At 52.1% G+C, this 16,956-nt stretch carries 17 protein-coding genes; 7 read left to right on the forward strand and 10 right to left on the reverse strand.

Translation table 11 applies throughout. The annotated features are described in order from the left end of the window. Positions 1-54: 54 nt before the first annotated feature. From FDX22_RS14635 to fieF, 5 genes are all read right to left on the reverse strand, one after another. Positions 55-1,359 (reverse strand): SLC13 family permease, encoded by a 1,305-nt coding sequence (locus tag FDX22_RS14635; RefSeq protein ID WP_146717400.1) that lies wholly within the window; start codon positions 1,357-1,359, stop codon positions 55-57. 73 nt (positions 1,360-1,432) lie between these two features. Then, entirely contained in the window at positions 1,433-2,182 is a 750-nt protein-coding gene (locus FDX22_RS14640; RefSeq protein ID WP_137400232.1) for a CDP-diacylglycerol diphosphatase, read from the reverse strand. Between the two features lie 103 nt (positions 2,183-2,285). Next, positions 2,286-3,275: a sulfate/thiosulfate ABC transporter substrate-binding protein Sbp gene (sbp, locus tag FDX22_RS14645; RefSeq protein ID WP_146717401.1), complete on the reverse strand. Its 990-nt coding sequence runs from the start codon at positions 3,273-3,275 to the stop codon at positions 2,286-2,288. A 200-nt stretch (positions 3,276-3,475) separates the two neighbouring features. Then, a complete protein-coding gene (pfkA, locus tag FDX22_RS14650; protein ID WP_096758831.1) occupies positions 3,476-4,438 on the reverse strand; it encodes a 6-phosphofructokinase in 963 nt (320 codons plus the stop codon). Between the two features lie 184 nt (positions 4,439-4,622). After that, positions 4,623-5,525 carry a CDF family cation-efflux transporter FieF gene (gene fieF / locus FDX22_RS14655; RefSeq protein ID WP_096758832.1) on the reverse strand — a complete coding sequence of 301 codons (903 nt, stop codon included), beginning with the start codon at positions 5,523-5,525 and terminating at the stop codon, positions 4,623-4,625. A gap of 307 nt (positions 5,526-5,832) precedes the next feature. On the opposite strand from fieF, the gene FDX22_RS14660 reads away from it, so the two are divergent. Beyond that, positions 5,833-6,396, forward strand: a complete 564-nt coding sequence (locus FDX22_RS14660; RefSeq protein ID WP_146717402.1) for a type IV secretion protein Rhs — start codon at positions 5,833-5,835, stop codon at positions 6,394-6,396. After that, on the forward strand, positions 6,393-6,752 hold the full coding sequence (locus tag FDX22_RS14665; protein WP_117343653.1) for a putative T6SS immunity periplasmic lipoprotein: 360 nt from the start codon (positions 6,393-6,395) through the stop codon (positions 6,750-6,752). The genes FDX22_RS14660 and FDX22_RS14665 overlap by 4 nt, the downstream gene beginning before the upstream one ends. A gap of 207 nt (positions 6,753-6,959) precedes the next feature. Here the strand turns inward: FDX22_RS14665 and cpxP are convergent, their stop codons facing one another. Further along, a complete protein-coding gene (cpxP, locus tag FDX22_RS14670) occupies positions 6,960-7,460 on the reverse strand; it encodes a cell-envelope stress modulator CpxP (RefSeq protein WP_117343652.1) in 501 nt (166 codons plus the stop codon). Between the two features lie 150 nt (positions 7,461-7,610). Here cpxP and cpxR point away from each other — a divergent pair, with 150 nt between their 5' ends. Further along, entirely contained in the window at positions 7,611-8,309 is a 699-nt protein-coding gene (gene cpxR, locus FDX22_RS14675) for an envelope stress response regulator transcription factor CpxR (RefSeq protein ID WP_005121756.1), read from the forward strand. After that, positions 8,306-9,679 (forward strand): envelope stress sensor histidine kinase CpxA, encoded by a 1,374-nt coding sequence (gene cpxA, locus FDX22_RS14680; RefSeq protein ID WP_096758834.1) that lies wholly within the window; start codon positions 8,306-8,308, stop codon positions 9,677-9,679. The genes cpxR and cpxA overlap by 4 nt, the downstream gene beginning before the upstream one ends. 66 nt (positions 9,680-9,745) lie before the next feature. Here cpxA and yiiM read toward each other — a convergent pair whose 3' ends face one another. Next, on the reverse strand, positions 9,746-10,420 hold the full coding sequence (yiiM, locus tag FDX22_RS14685; RefSeq protein ID WP_096758835.1) for a 6-hydroxyaminopurine reductase: 675 nt from the start codon (positions 10,418-10,420) through the stop codon (positions 9,746-9,748). A 152-nt stretch (positions 10,421-10,572) separates the two neighbouring features. On the opposite strand from yiiM, the gene FDX22_RS14690 reads away from it, so the two are divergent. After that, entirely contained in the window at positions 10,573-11,463 is an 891-nt protein-coding gene (locus tag FDX22_RS14690) for a dihydrodipicolinate synthase family protein (RefSeq protein ID WP_115259794.1), read from the forward strand. An 88-nt stretch (positions 11,464-11,551) separates the two neighbouring features. Here FDX22_RS14690 and sodA read toward each other — a convergent pair whose 3' ends face one another. Then, positions 11,552-12,172: a superoxide dismutase [Mn] gene (gene sodA / locus FDX22_RS14695; protein ID WP_096758838.1), complete on the reverse strand. Its 621-nt coding sequence runs from the start codon at positions 12,170-12,172 to the stop codon at positions 11,552-11,554. 255 nt (positions 12,173-12,427) lie between these two features. Here sodA and FDX22_RS14700 point away from each other — a divergent pair, with 255 nt between their 5' ends. Then, positions 12,428-13,849: an L-fucose/L-arabinose isomerase family protein gene (locus tag FDX22_RS14700; RefSeq protein WP_146717403.1), complete on the forward strand. Its 1,422-nt coding sequence runs from the start codon at positions 12,428-12,430 to the stop codon at positions 13,847-13,849. Between the two features lie 203 nt (positions 13,850-14,052). After that, positions 14,053-15,087, forward strand: a complete 1,035-nt coding sequence (gene rhaT / locus FDX22_RS14705) for an L-rhamnose/proton symporter RhaT (RefSeq protein ID WP_117343650.1) — start codon at positions 14,053-14,055, stop codon at positions 15,085-15,087. On the opposite strand, the gene rhaR is transcribed toward rhaT, so the two are convergent. Next, entirely contained in the window at positions 15,084-15,935 is an 852-nt protein-coding gene (rhaR, locus tag FDX22_RS14710; RefSeq protein WP_117343676.1) for an HTH-type transcriptional activator RhaR, read from the reverse strand. The genes rhaT and rhaR overlap by 4 nt on opposite strands. A 152-nt stretch (positions 15,936-16,087) precedes the next feature. Continuing rightward, complete coding sequence (gene rhaS / locus FDX22_RS14715) at positions 16,088-16,936, reverse strand: HTH-type transcriptional activator RhaS (protein ID WP_096758841.1); 849 nt, start codon at positions 16,934-16,936, stop codon at positions 16,088-16,090. Positions 16,937-16,956 lie beyond the last annotated feature (20 nt).

A 16,956-nucleotide genomic window follows, 5' to 3' on the forward strand; every position in this document is an offset into this window, starting at 1 on the left:
CATACAGAATGCGATTCACCTTCTCAATACATAAATTTTTACGATTACAAGACGTTATAGTTTCCCCAGTACGCTAAACCACAGATAATCCAGCGGCAGCAGAACCAGATACGTTGCCATAGCCAGCGTAATGCACAGCAGCATTCCTGCCCGTGCAGGCACTTTGCCTAGCGCCATCGCCACCACAATTGGCGATGCCTGATACGGCAGCAACGGAGTGGAATAGCCCAACACCTGAATCATAATCACCGACAGCAGCGGAAACCCGGTCGCATCGGCAAAGCTCTGTGCCAGCGTGGTATACAGCGCCGGAACGCCGTTGGCGGTCATAATAAAATTGAGCGCAGTGGTAATACCGGTTAACGCCAGAAAGCTGGTAAAGGGTTTATCCGCGTCCAGCGGCATCACGTGTAGCAACGCCTCCCCCACCGCGCTACCGATGCCGGTTTGCGTCACGGTGATCGCCAGCCCCAGGATCCCCGCCACATAAATACAGGTGCGGATATTCACCCCGCTGGAAAACTCGTCCCCGTTAATAAAGCCTACCCGTGGCAACAGCGTAATGATTGCCGCCGCCAGCCCAGTCCAGGCCGGACCAATACCGTGCCAGCTTTCGCTGACCCACATCAGCAACACCACCGCTAACATCCAGGCCAGCCGTTTTTCATCGCGACTCATCGGCGCAGGTGGCATCACATCCATAGGGGCATGGGGCTTGCCGGGGAACAGCCAGCAGATCAGTCCAACCAGCAGCGCGCCTTTTAGCCAGCCGAGGACCGGCGTATGCAGCATTAAATAGGGTAGATAATTCAGATGGATACCGTAAGAACCTTCCGTTGCGCCGCTCATCACCAGATTCGGTACGTTGGCGGGTAGGATGGTAGCGGAAAGCTGGAACGTCCCAAAACCCACAGCTAACGCCAGACCGTACCAGGCACGGGTACCGTCGACAATGCCAGCGCGTTTCGCCATCGCCGCGACAATCGGCATCAGCAGCGCAATACGCCCCATATTGGACGGCATCACAAACGCCAGCGCATAGCTCAGCAGCACCACGCTTGCGACCATTAACGGCCAGGAATCGGTCAGCCGGGACGACAACGCCCGCGCCGCCCTGTCCGCCAGTCCCGTTTTACGTATCGCGATGCCCAACACGAAACCGCTGAAAACCAGCCAGAACGCCGACGAAGCAAAGCCGCCAAAAATCACCTCCGGTGGGGCGATTTTCGCCACCATTGCGACAGAGAAGAATATCAGTGCCGTAATGAACTCCGGTAACAGCGACGTGGCCCAGAGCAGAATGGTGATGCCAACCACCAGTGAAGGGATAAACAGAGGGTGCGTAAGCCAGAGCGACATGCCTGTCTCCTGTTGTTTTTTTCAACAAGAATACGGGGACAGGCACAGAGAGTAAACGCCAGATTAGGTGGGGTTACCGCAGGATCTGGCACTGATGATCCTGAATTTCCTCGGCGGAGGCGAGATTCAGCGACAGCAGATCGCGCTGGGTCGCCAGCAGGACAAAGGACTCATCACTCTGACGCACCATCGCCAGCGCATAGCGCCCCATATGATCACGCGCATCCGGCACCTCTTCCGCCAGCATCATAAACGGGCTGCGCTGTGCCAGTTCGTTTTCCGTCACGCGGCGCGCCAGATACTCGTGCCCACGTAATCCCCCCGGCAAAGGCAGCCAGCGGGTGCTGATTTTCGCCATATTGTCATCCAGTTGCGTTCTAACGTCAGGACGCAAGCAAGAGATATGAATGTGGAAATGGTTTTGCGTGCGGCCAGACGGCGAGTTGATCGTGAGCGATACCGCTTTATCAGGAATTTCCTGGCCGTATTTTTGGCTCATAAAACCGCGCGCTTGCCAGGCGAGCCAGAAAAAATTCGGCGTGCCTGATTGCAACAGCAGCGGGCTTTCCGTGCCGTTAATGCGGTAAGTGGGCATCAATAAGTATTGCAGAGGGCCGTTACGGTCTTTGAACACCACATACCCGGCATCCGGTTTCACCTCCGCACACGGCGCAGGGTTATGCCGTTGCAGCTGGTTCGGCAGGCATTGCTCAAGAACAATCTGGCGTAATGCATCCGGGTTACCGTTGAGTTTCCAGTAACCTATGCCCGCAGCGGCAGCGATAATCATCACCACCAGTAAAAAATAGCCTGCTTTTTTCATTACGCGTTTCCTGTATCCCATTGAAGGGTAAGCGTAACGTAAAATGATGACAAATAAAAAAGCCCGGTCGCGTTATGCCACCGGGCCTGCAAACACATCTGCGTTAGCGTTTACTGATTTGGTCAAACGTACCGCCGTTAGAGAAATGCTCTTTCTGCGCTTTGGTCCAGCCACCAAACTCGTCGTCGATGGTGAACAACTTCAGCTTCGGAAAGGCATTTTCGTATTTCTTCGCCACGTCAGCATCACGCGGGCGGTAATAGTTTTTCGCCGCAATTTCCTGACCTTGCGGAGAATAGAGATACTTCAGGTAGGCTTCGGCCACCACTTTGCTGTCTTTCTTTTCTACCACTTTGTCGACAATAGACACGGTCGGTTCTGCGAGAATAGATTCGCTTGGCGTGACGATCTCAAACTTGTCTTTACCCAGTTCGTTCGTCGCCAGCAGCGCTTCGTTTTCCCACGCGATCAGCACATCGCCAATTCCGCGTTCAACAAAGGTATTGGTAGAGCCGCGCGCACCGGAATCCAGCACTTCCACGTTTTTAAACAGAGTTTTGACGAAGTCCTGAGCTTTGGCCTGATCGTTGTTGTTGTGGTGCAGGGCGTAACCCCATGCCGCCAGATAGTTCCAGCGTGCCCCGCCGGAGCTTTTCGGGTTTGGCGTAATGACTGATACACCCGGTTTAACCAGATCGTTCCAGTCATGAATCTGCTTTGGATTGCCTTTGCGCACCAGGAAGACGATGGTGGAGGTGTAAGGTGCAGAGTTGTCCGGCAGGCGTTTAATCCAGTTTTTATCGATACGGCCACGCTCAGCAATGGCGTCCACGTCATAGGCCAACGCCAGGGTAACCACATCGGCTTCGATACCGTTGATGACTGAGGTTGCCTGTTTACCGGAGCCACCATGTGACTGACGGATCACCACGTTATCGCCCGTTTCCTGTTTCCAGTGCGCCGCGAAGGCTTTGTTGTACTGTTCGTACAGCTCACGCGTTGGATCGTACGATACGTTAAGTAACTGAATATCCTTTGCCAGAACGCTGGTCGATGCCAGCAATAATGTTAACCCTACGCCCCATTTGTTCATCGCCCAGCTCTCTTATTTAATGTTGTGATGAGCAGAGCGTGCCAGAAAGCGAACCAAACTTTAAAGAATAAAAAAAGATTTGCTATAACGTGGGGGAATATATGGAATCGGGTGTTTGCCTGATGGCGCTACGCTTATCAGGCCTACGATTTGCATCATGTAGGCCGGATAAGGCGCAAGCCGCCATCCGGCAATTGCAATCAGTACAATCTTTTCGCGCAGTCCAGCCAGTCACCTTTGAACGGACGCTTCATATTCTCGATAGCGTCGATGATGTCGTGGTGAACCAACTGTTCGTTCTGAATACCGACGCAGCGACCGCCATGACCTTCAAGCAGCAGATCAATGGCATACGCCCCCATACGGGATGCCAGAATACGGTCGTAAGGCACCGGGGAACCACCACGCTGGATGTGACCCAGTACGGTTGAGCGCGTTTCGCGTCCGGTTTCTTTCTCGATGTAATGCGCCAGTTCATCAACATCACACATGTGCTCGGTGATCGCCACAATCGCGTGTTTCTTACCTTTGGCGATGCCAGCTTTGATTTCAGCGACCAGATCGTCACGGCTGAATTCAACTTCCGGAACGACGACGAATTCGCAGCCACCGGCAATTGCTGCCGCCAGAGTCAGGTCACCACAGTAGCGCCCCATCACTTCAACGATGGAGATACGCTGGTGAGAAGAAGAGGTGTCACGCAGACGGTCAATCGCTTCTACCACGGTACCCAGTGCGGTGAAGTAGCCGATAGTGTAGTCGGTGCCTTTAATATCGTTGTCGATAGTACCCGGCAGGCCAATGCACGGGAAACCCATTTCAGTCAGACGTTTTGCACCCAAGTAGGAACCGTCACCACCGATAACAACCAGGGCGTCAATCCCACGCTTCTTCAGGTTTTCGATAGCCACAGCGCGCACGTTTTCGTCGCGGAATTCCGGGAAGCGAGCAGAACCGAGGAAAGTACCGCCACGGTTGATCATGTCGGACACGCTATAACGGTCGAGCTGAACCATACGGTCTTCATACAAACCCAGGTAGCCATCATGGATCCCCATGACTTCCAGTCCTTCCGTCAACGCTGCACGTACAACACCACGGATTGCTGCGTTCATGCCCGGCGCATCACCGCCGCTTGTCAACACACCGATTTTCTTAATCATGACTACCTCTGAACTTTGGAATGCAAAATGAAATCTGCTGCCGGAAGTCGATTCCGCATATCGAAACGATCCAACGAATATGCAGATAGTATAACAATCACTTCCTGCTGAATTGATTCAGGTCAGGCCAAACGGTGGTAATTTATACACAAAATGCTGGCCCTGCTCACTTTTTTACAACGAATTATGAAAGCTCAAACATCTTGCCTTCCTTGGGTACGACTGAACAGGGATCCTGATGAATAATCACATCCGATCCCGGGAAACGCCGCAAAATCGCCTGCTCAACCTGTTCAGCCACTAAATGCGCCTGAACGAGCGGCAGATTATCTTCCATTTCCAAATGAATCTGAATAAAGCGGGTCGGCCCTGACTGCCGCGTGCGAAGATCGTGAGCGCCGCTGACTCCTGGCCATGACGTCACTATATCAATAATTTCCTGACGTTCTTCATCGGGCAAGGCGCGATCCAGCAAGGATTGCACCGCCTCGTAGCCCATACGCAATGCGCTATATAGAATATAGATGCCAATCCCGAGCGCAAACAAGGCATCCGCACGATGCCAACCGTACCAGGCCAGACCAAGCGCGACGAGAATAGCGCCGTTCATCATAACATCAGACTGATAATGAAGCATATCTGCCCGCACGGCCTGACTTTGCGTACGCTTAACGACCCAACGCTGAAACGTGACCAGTATGATAGTACAAATTAACGCAATGACGGTGACGATTACCCCGACGCCCGGATCTTTCATCGGCGTCGGTTGAACAAGATGCTGAATGCCGGTCAAAAATAAGAACAGCGCCGAGCCAGAAATAAACATACTTTGCGCCAGCGCCGCCAGCGATTCTGCTTTCCCGTGCCCGAACGTGTGTTCATCATCGGCTGGCTGTAAGGAATAGCGCACCACCAGCAAATTGGTTAACGACGCGGCAATATCGACCAAAGAGTCCACCAGTGCAGCCAGAATACTCACCGACCCGGTGTACCACCACGCAAAAATTTTGATCAAAAGTAACAGCGAAGCCATCACGGTCGCCGCGATAGCCGCCCGGCTCACCAGCCGCCCATAAGTTTGATTCATAAGCACTCCCATCAGGATATGCCGCTAGTATAACGGATGAACTAAAACAGTCAGGCAATAAGAAAGTGTCAAATTCTGGGCAAAAAAAACCATACGCAATGTGTGGAAAAACGGGGATGGAATGTTGCAGCAAACATAGCACATTAAAATAAAAAATTACGCCCCCTCTTATAGCCGGACCAGTATGGCAATACGTCATCTGAATACGTTTTATTCTGAATTTTTAGGACCTCTCAACAACTTTTCCATTACTCCTTTACTTTAGGTGTACGATAAATACTCAATCAACATATCTTGAGGGATTAAGATAGTGTATTACCCTAATTCTATTGACTGGAAACCGATCCAAGAAGGGGGACTGCGTAGGTTAAGGCTTGGCGAGATAAATCTTGCAAACTCGCTCTTTGACTTCAGCATTCTTTACCATCAAGTTTGGATTCATCTGGAAAGTTACCTTCCTTTTGATACTCAAAACCCAGGTCAGGCGATGACGCCTGACGGCGAAATGTGGTTTAGAACCATAAAATACGAAGATGATTTCTCGATGCCAACAAAACAGCCAACACCAAATGCCCAGCATCTTTTTTTGCATGAAATGATGCATGTTTGGCAGCACCAATATGGAATGTGGGTACGAACACGTGGGGCGTTCTCATGGGCTGCTGATTATACATACAGTCTAAATGAAAAAAATCTACTTGATTACGGACTGGAGCAGCAAGCATCCTTAGTCAGCGATTACTGGTTGTTAAAGCACTATGGGTTTGATGGGCATAGCGATCTCTATGTTTACCGCGATTATGACCCTGAAGAACCGGCGCTGGAATTAATGCAGAAATATGAAAAGGTACTCGGGAGCTTTCAGATATGAAGAAATCGCTCTTTTTTCTCCCTTTACTTTTATTTCTGGCCGGGTGCCCGGGGAAAGGCAGAGAGGGTGCAGAGTCCGGTGAACGACGGGCGATCTACGTAGATGGCAATCGTGTTTGCTTTACCATAGATAAAAACGATGTGTTAAACCGCTATATTCTGTCAACTAATGGTAGAGAAGGTAAAAAATTATTAGTCGGCGATTTTAAACATCTCACCTACCCAAGTACCTGCTTCACGGTTAATTTAGAAAAAGGGGTGGTGTATGGTGCAAGCTATACCTTAAATGGAAAAAATCACTACTACACATTTATCATTACCCATGATGGTACTGTGTTGGATTTAGGAAAAAGCTGAGCACTATTATCAGATTACACGGCTCTACATAAAGGCTGTGAGTTACATTGAGGTCAGCCACACATAACAAAAGCTTTTATAAGCGCTAAATACCTTCTGCAAGTCGCTGTTTTTCTTTGGCAGTTCACTGGAATTTTGGGCAAAAAAAACCCCCACATCATGTGGGGGAAGACAGGGATGGTGTCTATGGCAAGGAAAACAGGGTTACTACTGGGAACGTGAGTTGCTACTACTCAATAAATTCAACGATGAGCTTTTTTGCCATTGCGCGACATCGCGCAGCTGCTCCATTCGTTGTTCATGTTTCTCATTTAAAACCGCTTGCTGCTCGGGCGTTAACAGGCGATACATCTGGTTGCGGACCTTGGCGATTTCAACCTGGCGGGCAACCTGCTGTTGTGCCATCTTTTCTGCCTGAGCGCGCACAGCGCTTTCATCAAAATTCTCTGCGGTGACAAGACGATGCATTGTCTCCATTTCGCTAACATTAACAGGAGGCTGCTCATGTCTGGCCTGCTGCATTAAATCTCGCATCTGTTGACGTTGATGTTCGGTTAAACTGATACCGTCAAACATGTGGCTCTGCGCATTACGTTGCGAAGAGCTTTCACCCAGGTGCCAGTGATCGCCTGTGACGACTTCAGCTGCATGGCTAAACGTACTGAGTGCCAGCGTTGAGGCCATGACGGCAGCGGTAACTTTGCCCATCACTTGCTCCCAAAATCTTTTCTGTCGCGATTCAACGAGAGACAGTTTACGATTCGGGCTGCAAACATGCGTCAGGGGGTGTAAAACAACGTAAAGTCATAGATTAGCGCCGCCTGATGTCGTAATTTCTGCCTCGGAGGTACGTAAAAAATGAATAAAATACTGCTAGTTGATGATGACCGAGAGCTGACATCCCTGTTAAAGGAGCTGCTCGAAATGGAAGGTTTCGATGTGCTGGTTGCCCATGATGGGGAGCAGGCACTGGAGCTTCTGGATGACAGCATCGATTTACTTTTGCTCGACGTCATGATGCCGAAGAAAAACGGCATTGATACACTGAAAGCACTTCGCCAGACACACCAGACCCCCGTAATCATGCTGACCGCCCGCGGCAGCGAACTGGATCGCGTACTCGGCCTTGAGCTGGGCGCGGACGATTATTTACCCAAACCGTTTAACGACCGCGAACTGGTCGCGCGTATCCGCGCCATTCTGCGCCGCTCCCACTGGAGCGAACAGCAGCAGAACAGCGATAACGGCTCGCCGACGCTGGAGGTGGATGCGTTAAGCCTCAATCCAGGTCGCCAGGAAGCCAGCTTTGACGGGCAAACCCTGGAGTTAACCGGTACCGAATTCACCCTGCTGTATTTGCTGGCGCAGCATCTCGGCCAGGTGGTTTCTCGTGAACATTTAAGCCAGGAAGTGCTGGGCAAACGCCTGACACCGTTCGATCGTGCTATCGACATGCATATCTCGAACCTGCGTCGTAAGCTGCCGGAGCGTAAAGACGGGCACCCGTGGTTTAAAACCCTGCGCGGTCGCGGCTATCTGATGGTCTCCGCTTCATGATAGGAAGTTTAACCGCACGCATCTTTGCCATCTTCTGGTTAACGCTGGCACTGGTGCTGATGCTGGTGCTGATGTTACCCAAGCTCGACTCACGCCAGATGACCGAGCTACTGGATAGCGAACAGCGCCAGGGGTTGATGATTGAGCAGCACGTTGAAGCTGAACTGGCGAACGATCCGCCCAACGATTTGATGTGGTGGCGTCGCTTGTTTCGTGCGATAGACAAGTGGGCGCCGCCGGGACAGCGGTTATTACTTGTTACGACGGAAGGACGCGTGATCGGCGCAGAACGCAACGAAATGCAGATCATTCGTAACTTTATTGGTCAGGCCGATAACGCCGATCATCCGCAAAAGAAAAAATACGGTCGTGTTGAAATGGTTGGGCCTTTCTCCGTCAGAGATGGCGAAGATAACTACCAACTGTACCTCATTCGGCCTGCCAGCAGTTCACAATCTGACTTCATCAACCTGCTGTTTGACCGACCGCTGTTACTGCTGATCGTGACCATGTTAGTCAGCTCTCCGTTGCTGCTTTGGCTGGCCTGGAGTCTGGCAAAACCGGCACGTAAGCTGAAAAATGCGGCGGATGAAGTGGCACAGGGCAACCTGCGTCAGCATCCTGAACTGGAAGCAGGTCCGCAAGAATTCCTGGCGGCAGGTGCCAGCTTTAACCAGATGGTGACGGCGCTGGAACGCATGATGACCTCACAGCAACGCCTGCTGTCGGACATCTCTCACGAGTTGAGAACGCCGTTAACGCGTCTGCAATTGGGGACCGCGCTGCTGCGCCGTCGTAGCGGCGAGAGCAAAGAGCTGGAGCGTATTGAAATGGAAGCGCATCGACTGGACAGCATGATCAACGATCTGCTGGTCATGTCGCGCAATCAGCAGAAAAACGCGCTGGTCAGTGAAACCGTGAAGGCGAATCACCTGTGGGGTGACGTGCTGGATAACGCCGCCTTTGAAGCCGAGCAGATGGGCAAATCGTTCACAGTTAACTTCCCGCCAGGGCCGTGGCCGCTGTACGGTAACCCGAATACGCTGGAAAGTGCGCTGGAGAACATTGTTCGCAACGCCCTGCGCTACTCACACACCAGGATTGAAGTGGGCTTCGCGGTGGATAAAGACGGGATTACCATCACCGTGGACGATGATGGTCCGGGCGTGAGCCCCGAGGACAGAGAACAGATTTTCCGTCCGTTCTATCGTACCGATGAAGCGCGCGATCGCGAATCTGGCGGTACTGGTCTGGGTCTGGCAATTGTTGAAACCGCTATTCAGCAGCATCGTGGCTGGGTCAAGGCCGAAGACAGCCCATTGGGTGGTCTGCGCCTGGTGCTGTGGCTGCCGCTGTATAAACGTGCGTAATTGTGCCTGTTGCGCCGGATGACGATGCTAACGCATCTTATCCGGCCTACAGGTTCAATAATCGCCTTATTTTCCCCACAATCTCCGCGAATTATCTTCGATCTTGCCGCTTAAGCGGCGTTTCTGCATGGTTCTGGTCCAGCTCTTTGACAGCCCCGCCGCCGACAGCAAACGGTGATACTGGTCGTCATCAAACGGCATATGCCAGGCAATGGCGATGGCCTCTTGCACGCTAACGTCACTCACACGAGACGCCAGTACCAGCGGCGCATCCGCCGATACCATGCCGGGTGCGATAACGCTGCACAACCAGCCGGTCTTGCCCGCATCCTGCATCTGGCTTGCCATATCGCTAATAGCAAAATGAAAATTCAGCTTAAAACACGGCGAGCGTGGCTGTGTGACCTGAATCAGCGCCTCACCCCACTGGAAGATATCACCAATAAAAACATTCTCTTCCGTCATGCCCTGCGTTGACAGGTTCTCGCCAAAAGCGGGCGCGACAAACAACTCTGCCTGTTCAGGAAAAGCCTGTCGCCAGTGTAGGTAGTGTTCACGCGGATAATGGCACAGCGCGCGGTCCGGCCCACCGTGAATTTTCGTTTCTGCCTGTTCATCCCCTGCCAACCCTAATTCGGTCAGCATCAGCTCGCCATCGACCTGAACTTTCGCAATCGCACTGGGGCGGCTTCCCGTGTAATCCCGAATCTTGCCTGCAAATACATCAACCGGATATCGCATCTGTTCCCTCTCCCGATAACTTTTCCCCATTACACCCTATTTATTCTACCCTATTCGCTCAAAATGAGAGCACGGTTGGTGTGAAACGTAGGGACACATGCTATCAATGTAAGTTGGTTTTGAAACAACATTTCAATTAAGGAGTCGACAACGTGACGGGTCAATCGCAATTTGCTGGCGTCTGGTGTCCTTCCATTACGCCAATGGACAATGACGGCAAGATCGATTTCAACGGTCTGAGCCAGCATCTCAAACGCCTTACCGAGGCACAGATCGACGTTATTTTGCTGATGGGAAGCATTGGGGAATTTGCCTCCTTTACGCTCGACGAAAGGCTGCAGTTGATCCGTGAAGCCCGAGCTATGAGCTCGCTGAAGATGGTCGCCAACGTCTCATCCACCTGCCAGAATGATGTGCTACTGATGGCGCAGGAAGCGTATCACGCGGGATACGATGCCGTCATGATCCTGCCACCTTACTATTACGGACAAACGGCAACGCAGCTGCTGAGCTACTTCCGCCAGTTAGGGCAACAACTCAGCGGTCAATGGTTTGCCTATAACTTCCCGGCCCGTACCGGCTGTGATTTAACACCTGAGCTGGTTGCTACCCTGGCCGGGGAATTCCCGAACTTCGCCGGTATCAAAGACACCGTGGACTGCCAGTCCCATACCCGCAGTATGATTCAGACCACCCGCGCTGTACGCAAAGATTTTGCCGTACTCTCCGGCTACGACGAATATTACATCCCCAACCTGCTGGCAGGCGGCGCAGGGATTATTTCTGGCCTAAATAACGTGATGCCTGAGCTGTTTGTCCACGCACGCGAGGCGTTTAAACAGGGCGACCTGGCGGCGTTGCGTGATATTCAGGATAAGATTGGCACGTACATGTCCATCTACGCTATTGGCGAGGATTTTGTCACCACCATTAAAACCGTGGTGTCGCGTAAGTTTGGCTATTGCACCGGCGTTTCGCGTAATGCAGGTGGGGAGTTAAACGAGGACCAATGCCGAATAATTGATGAGGTGTTTGGGCGTTAATATTACCCGGCCCGCATCATGATGTGGGCCGGGTAAGTGCATCAGGCAATACAGCGTTACCGCTCTACGCCATCAGGCTGTATGGAGCTTATTTTTTCGCCGCGAAACGCGCCGCAGCTTCGTCCCAGTTCACCACGTCCCAGAACGCTTTGATGTAGTCCGGGCGACGGTTCTGGAATTTCAGGTAGTAAGCGTGTTCCCAAACGTCCAGGCCCACGATCGGGAAGCCGGAAGCGCCAGAGATAGCCTCACCCATCAGCGGGGAATCCTGGTTGGCAGTAGAAACCACAGCCAGTTTGTCACCTTTCAGTACCAGCCATGCCCAGCCAGAACCGAAACGGGTTGCCGCTGCTTTTTCAAATTCAGCTTTGAAGTTATCAACAGAGCCAAAGTCGCGTTCGATAGCCGCTTTCAGGTCACCCTGCAGCGTAGTACCGGTTTTCAGACCTTTCCAGAACAGGCTGTGGTTAGCGTGGCCGCCTGCGTTGTTACGCAGTACGGTTTTCTTATCCGCTGGCAGCTGATCCAGTTTAGTGATCAGCTCTTCAACAGGCAGGCTAGCGAATTCAGGCAGGCTTTCCAGCGCAGCGTTCGCGTTGTTTACATAGGCCTGGTGGTGCTTGGTATGGTGGATTTCCATCGTCTGCTTATCAAAGTGCGGTTCAAGGGCATCATAAGCGTACGGCAGGGATGGCAGTGTATAACTCATAATCATCTCCAGTATTGTCGGGCGGCCAGTGTTAACGCCGCGTAAGCAGTTGAGTCATTATAGTTAATTAAATGATATTGAAAATGATTATCAATGCCGTACTTTTTACAGGGCTATTGCAAGATGAAAATGTGAGCGCCACCGGGAAAATCAGGCGAATTTTGCCAACCTGCGTAGGAAACAGGCAGCGACATAAAGGACATGGGAGACAAAGCACGAGATAGTCTGCGGATTATCTCACAAGGAAATATTGCTATGTCTGTCAACATCGCCCTTTTCGGAATCGGCCTCGACACATACTGGCCCCAGTTTGCTGGCCTGGAGTCACGCTTGCAGGGTTACCTGCAAACGATTGATGAGCGTCTGACGGCGCAACAGGCCACCGTCATTAATGGCGGCCTGATTGATAACGTCGATAAAGCCGATGATCTTATCAGGCGATTACAACAGCAGCCGGTCGATGCGGTCTGTCTTTACATTAGCACCTACGCACTCAGCGCAACGGTTCTGCCCCTTGTACAGAGTGTCAATAAGCCAGTTATTATTATGGCCCTACAGCCGGAGCCTGGTCTGCCCTATTCGGCAATCCGCCAAATTCCCGATCGGGGCGGACGTACTGGAGAGTGGCTGGCGCACTGCCAGGCCTGCAGCGCGCCCGAACTGGCAAATGTATTTAATCGTGCGAATATCCGCTTTCAGTTGATTGTTGGTGCGTTACAGGGCGATGAGTACGTCTGGCAACAAATGGCACAGTGGTTACAGGCCCTTAATGCCCGCCAAATGCTGGCAAACTGTCAGGTCGGCGTACTCGGACACTATTATGACGGCATGGTGGACGTTTACAGCAATATGACGAACCTGTCCGCCAAATTGGGCGTACGCTTTAAGCCACTGGAAATGTGTGAGCTGGCGGAATACCGCGAGCAGGTCAGCGAGACAGATCTCAGCGTCAAACAACAGGAAATGTACCGTGTGCTTCAGCTGGATCCGACATGCGAACCGGCAGAGCTTGATCGCGCACTCACCACCGCCTGCGCCATGGATAAACTGATTGCCCAGAACACACTCGGTGCACTGGCCTACTACTACGAAGGTAGAAACGGCAATGCTTACGAGAACATCATCACCTCAATCATTCTTGGCAACACACTACTCACCCACCGTGGTATTCCCGTGGCAGGTGAATATGAAATCAAAAATGTACTGGCGATGAAAATTCAGCAGCTTCTGGGGGCGGGTGGTTCATTCTCTGAGCCATATGGAATTGAATTTATTGATGATGTTGTATTGTGGGGACATGATGGCCCGGCGCACCCGCTGATGGCCGATGGTCCGGTGCGTCTGGTTCCGCTGCCGGTTTATCATGGTAAACCGGGTAAAGGTGTGTCTATCCAGATGACCGTGAAACCGGGCCCGGTAACCTTTCTTTCGGTCATTGAAGATGCCGAAAACGGGGTGCGTTTGCAGTATGCCGAAGGGGAAGCAGTGGCAGGTGAAGTCCTGGATATCGGCAATACCAACAGCCGCTATCGCTTCCCGTTATCGGCTCGCGATTTCACCACACAATGGTGCATGGGCGGTCCAGCCCATCATTGCAGCATTGGCCTTGGTCATCATGGTGAGGTACTGGAAAAACTCGCCTGGCTACTGGGTATTCAGACGGTAAAAATCTGCTAACCCTTAATATTATCGCCCTTCTCAAAAAAGAGGGGCGGATCAGCATTTGTGATCAACATCCTTTTCATCCCCTGAATTTTGCCAGCATTGCCCATCCTACGGCAGCATGCTGAAGGTTAATTCATTGCTCACTCTTTAGACTTTTTGAATATCAAAACGGGTGATTTTCATCCAGCCAGAACGACAATTTAAAAGGAACCAGAATGGGTAACGCAATTACGATGGGGATATTATGGCATCTTATCGGTGCCGCTAGTGCCGCTTGTTTTTATGCCCCTTTTAAAAAGGTACAACACTGGTCCTGGGAGACCATGTGGTCCATAGGCGGTTTTGTTTCATGGTTGATCCTGCCCTGGCTCGTCAGCGCAATCCTGCTGCCAGACTTCTGGGCCTATTACAGTTCATTCAGCGCATCCACACTACTGCCGGTATTTTTATTCGGCGCAATGTGGGGGATCGGTAATATCAACTATGGTCTGACCATGCGCTATCTCGGCATGTCGATGGGGATCGGCATCGCTATCGGCATTACGCTGATTGTTGGCACCTTAATGACACCAATCATTGCCGGTAAATTTGACGTGCTCATCGGCACGCCGGGTGGGCGTATGACCCTGCTTGGTGTGCTGGTCGCGCTGATCGGCGTGGCGATAGTCACTCGAGCAGGACAGTTAAAAGAACGCAAGATGGGTATCAAAGCCGAAGAGTTCAACCTGAAAAAAGGTCTAATACTGGCGGTGATGTGCGGCTTTTTCTCCGCAGGGATGTCCTTTGCCATGGATGCGGCTAAACCGATGCACGAAGCCGCCGCTGCGCTCGGTATCGATCCTTTGTATGTCGCTCTGCCAAGCTACGTAGTCATTATGGGCGGCGGTGCGGTGATCAACCTGGGATTCTGCTTCATTCGTCTGGCAAAAATGAAGAACCTGTCGGTAAAAGCCGACTTCTCGTTAGCAAAACCACTTATTATCAGCAACATCCTGTTCTCGGCCCTTGCCGGTCTGATGTGGTATCTCCAGTTCTTCTTTTACGCCTGGGGCCATGCCAAAATTCCGGCGCAGTATGACTACATGAGCTGGATGCTGCACATGAGTTTCTACGTCCTGTGCGGCGGTATCGTCGGCCTGATCATGAAAGAGTGGAGCAATGCGGGAAAACGCCCTGTCAGCGTGCTGAGCCTCGGCTGCGTGGTGATTATCCTTGCCGCAAACATTGTCGGTCTGGGAATGGCCAGCTAGTCCTGCGGATTACTGAGATGACGCCACTGGCTCGGCGTCATCCCGGTTTCTCGCGTAAACACCACCGAAAAGTAGTTACTGTCCTCAAAGCCACAACGCATAGAAATCTCACCAATCATCAACTTGCTATGTTGCAGCAAATACTGAGCGTGGCAGACCCGCACCTGTCGAAGATACTGGTTGATGGTCATTCCAGTCTGGCTGCGAAACTGCTGACGCAGCACGCGCTCGCTGCACTGCTCCCGTTGACAGAATTTATCCAGTTCAAAGGTATGCTCATGGCTGCCGGCCAGCGCGGTGATCAGCTTATCCAGCAGTGTTTCACTGGTGGTGGCCGGGAGCCTATCCGTGGCATAACGATGGCGCTTGAGAAGCGTCACCAACTGTCCGAACAACAGCTCCGCCATATCATTACATAACGGATCGCGCTGCTGGCTTTCGTGTTCCAGTTGGCTAATCACCTGTCGAGCCTGAGCCATACCGGCACTGCCCAGCCGCCAGTGGGGCTGGCACGGCGTGCCGTTGTTAAAACCGGGGATCACATCTTCCCATCCCAGATTCAGCGTCAACCGCTCAGGGCAGTAGATAATATTCTGCAGGACGAGGTCGTTAACAGAGGTGTACGAGTGTTTGTCTGCGGCGCGAATGTAAAACAGATCGCCACGGGTTATTCGATACGGCCGATCGTTGAGAACATGCAGACCATTGCCACGCCAGACCATCACCAGCTCACAAAACTCATGAGTATGTTCGGCAAACACATCCTGCGGATAGCGATCGGCGACGGCGACGGCCTGCTGTTCGCTCGCAAAAAAGTCTGATTTCAGAAGGACTAGCTGATTCGCCACCACATCACCTCAACCTGAACGCTTGCCGGATGCGCTGCGCTTATTCGGCCTACAGGGCATTCATGTAGGCCGGACAAGGCGCAGCCGCCATCCGGCATTAAAGGGTATGATTATCAGCAAACGGACGGTAAAAAACGTTGATAGCTTTCGCGTTACTGGAGGCTGCTTCCGGCCATGACGTCGCGGCCCTGGCGAATATCGCGCGGTGACCAGTTAAACTCCCGGCGAAATAGCGTCGAAAAGTGGTTACTGTCGCCAAAACCGCAGCGATAAGCGATGTCCGTAACGCTGTCATCGCTATGGCGCAATAAGTGCCGTGCTTTGATTAGCCGCAGGCGATTGAGATAGCGCTGCGGCGTCAGCCCGGTTTGCTGTTTGAGCTGACGGTGCAAGGTGCGTAAAGAGAGCGAAAACTGCTCAGCCACCGCATCCCAGCAGACTTCGTCGGCAAAATTATCTTCCAACCACGCCATCAGCCGGTTTAGTCGCGCATCGTTATCCGCTGCCGCTTCCATCAGACTACTTTTGCGTAGCAGCACCAGCAGTTGCATAAACAGGATCTCGCGATTGGCCGCCGTCGGCGTATCCATCTCCTCACCAAGATGCTCTATTTGCCCCACCAAGTGACGGACCTGCTGCAGTACGCCCTGATTCACGCGCCAGTGGGACGGATACTGACCGTTCTGCTCCTGAGGTAACAACTGGTTTAACCCAGCCAGAAACTGAAACGCATCCGGGGAACGATACAGTACATTTGTCAGGCACAGGTTGTCAGTATGTTCATATAAGTGTCTGTCATGATCGCGGACAAAACAGACCGTCCCGCCGCTAATGGTGTAGGGCTGTCCATTGAAAACATGAATACCTGTTCCATGCTCAACTATCACAATTTCATGAAAATCATGATGATGCTCGGGAAAAGCAGTCTGGGGCAGTCGCGGTTCGATCGCCACAGGCGCTTTACCTGTCGGAAAAAAATCCACGCAATGCAGTACGGTCATGATGACTTCCTTCCAGATCA

It is taken from the genome of Citrobacter sp. TBCS-14 (assembly GCF_005280805.1).
In the GTDB taxonomy this organism is placed as follows: Bacteria; Pseudomonadota; Gammaproteobacteria; order Enterobacterales; family Enterobacteriaceae; genus Citrobacter; species Citrobacter gillenii.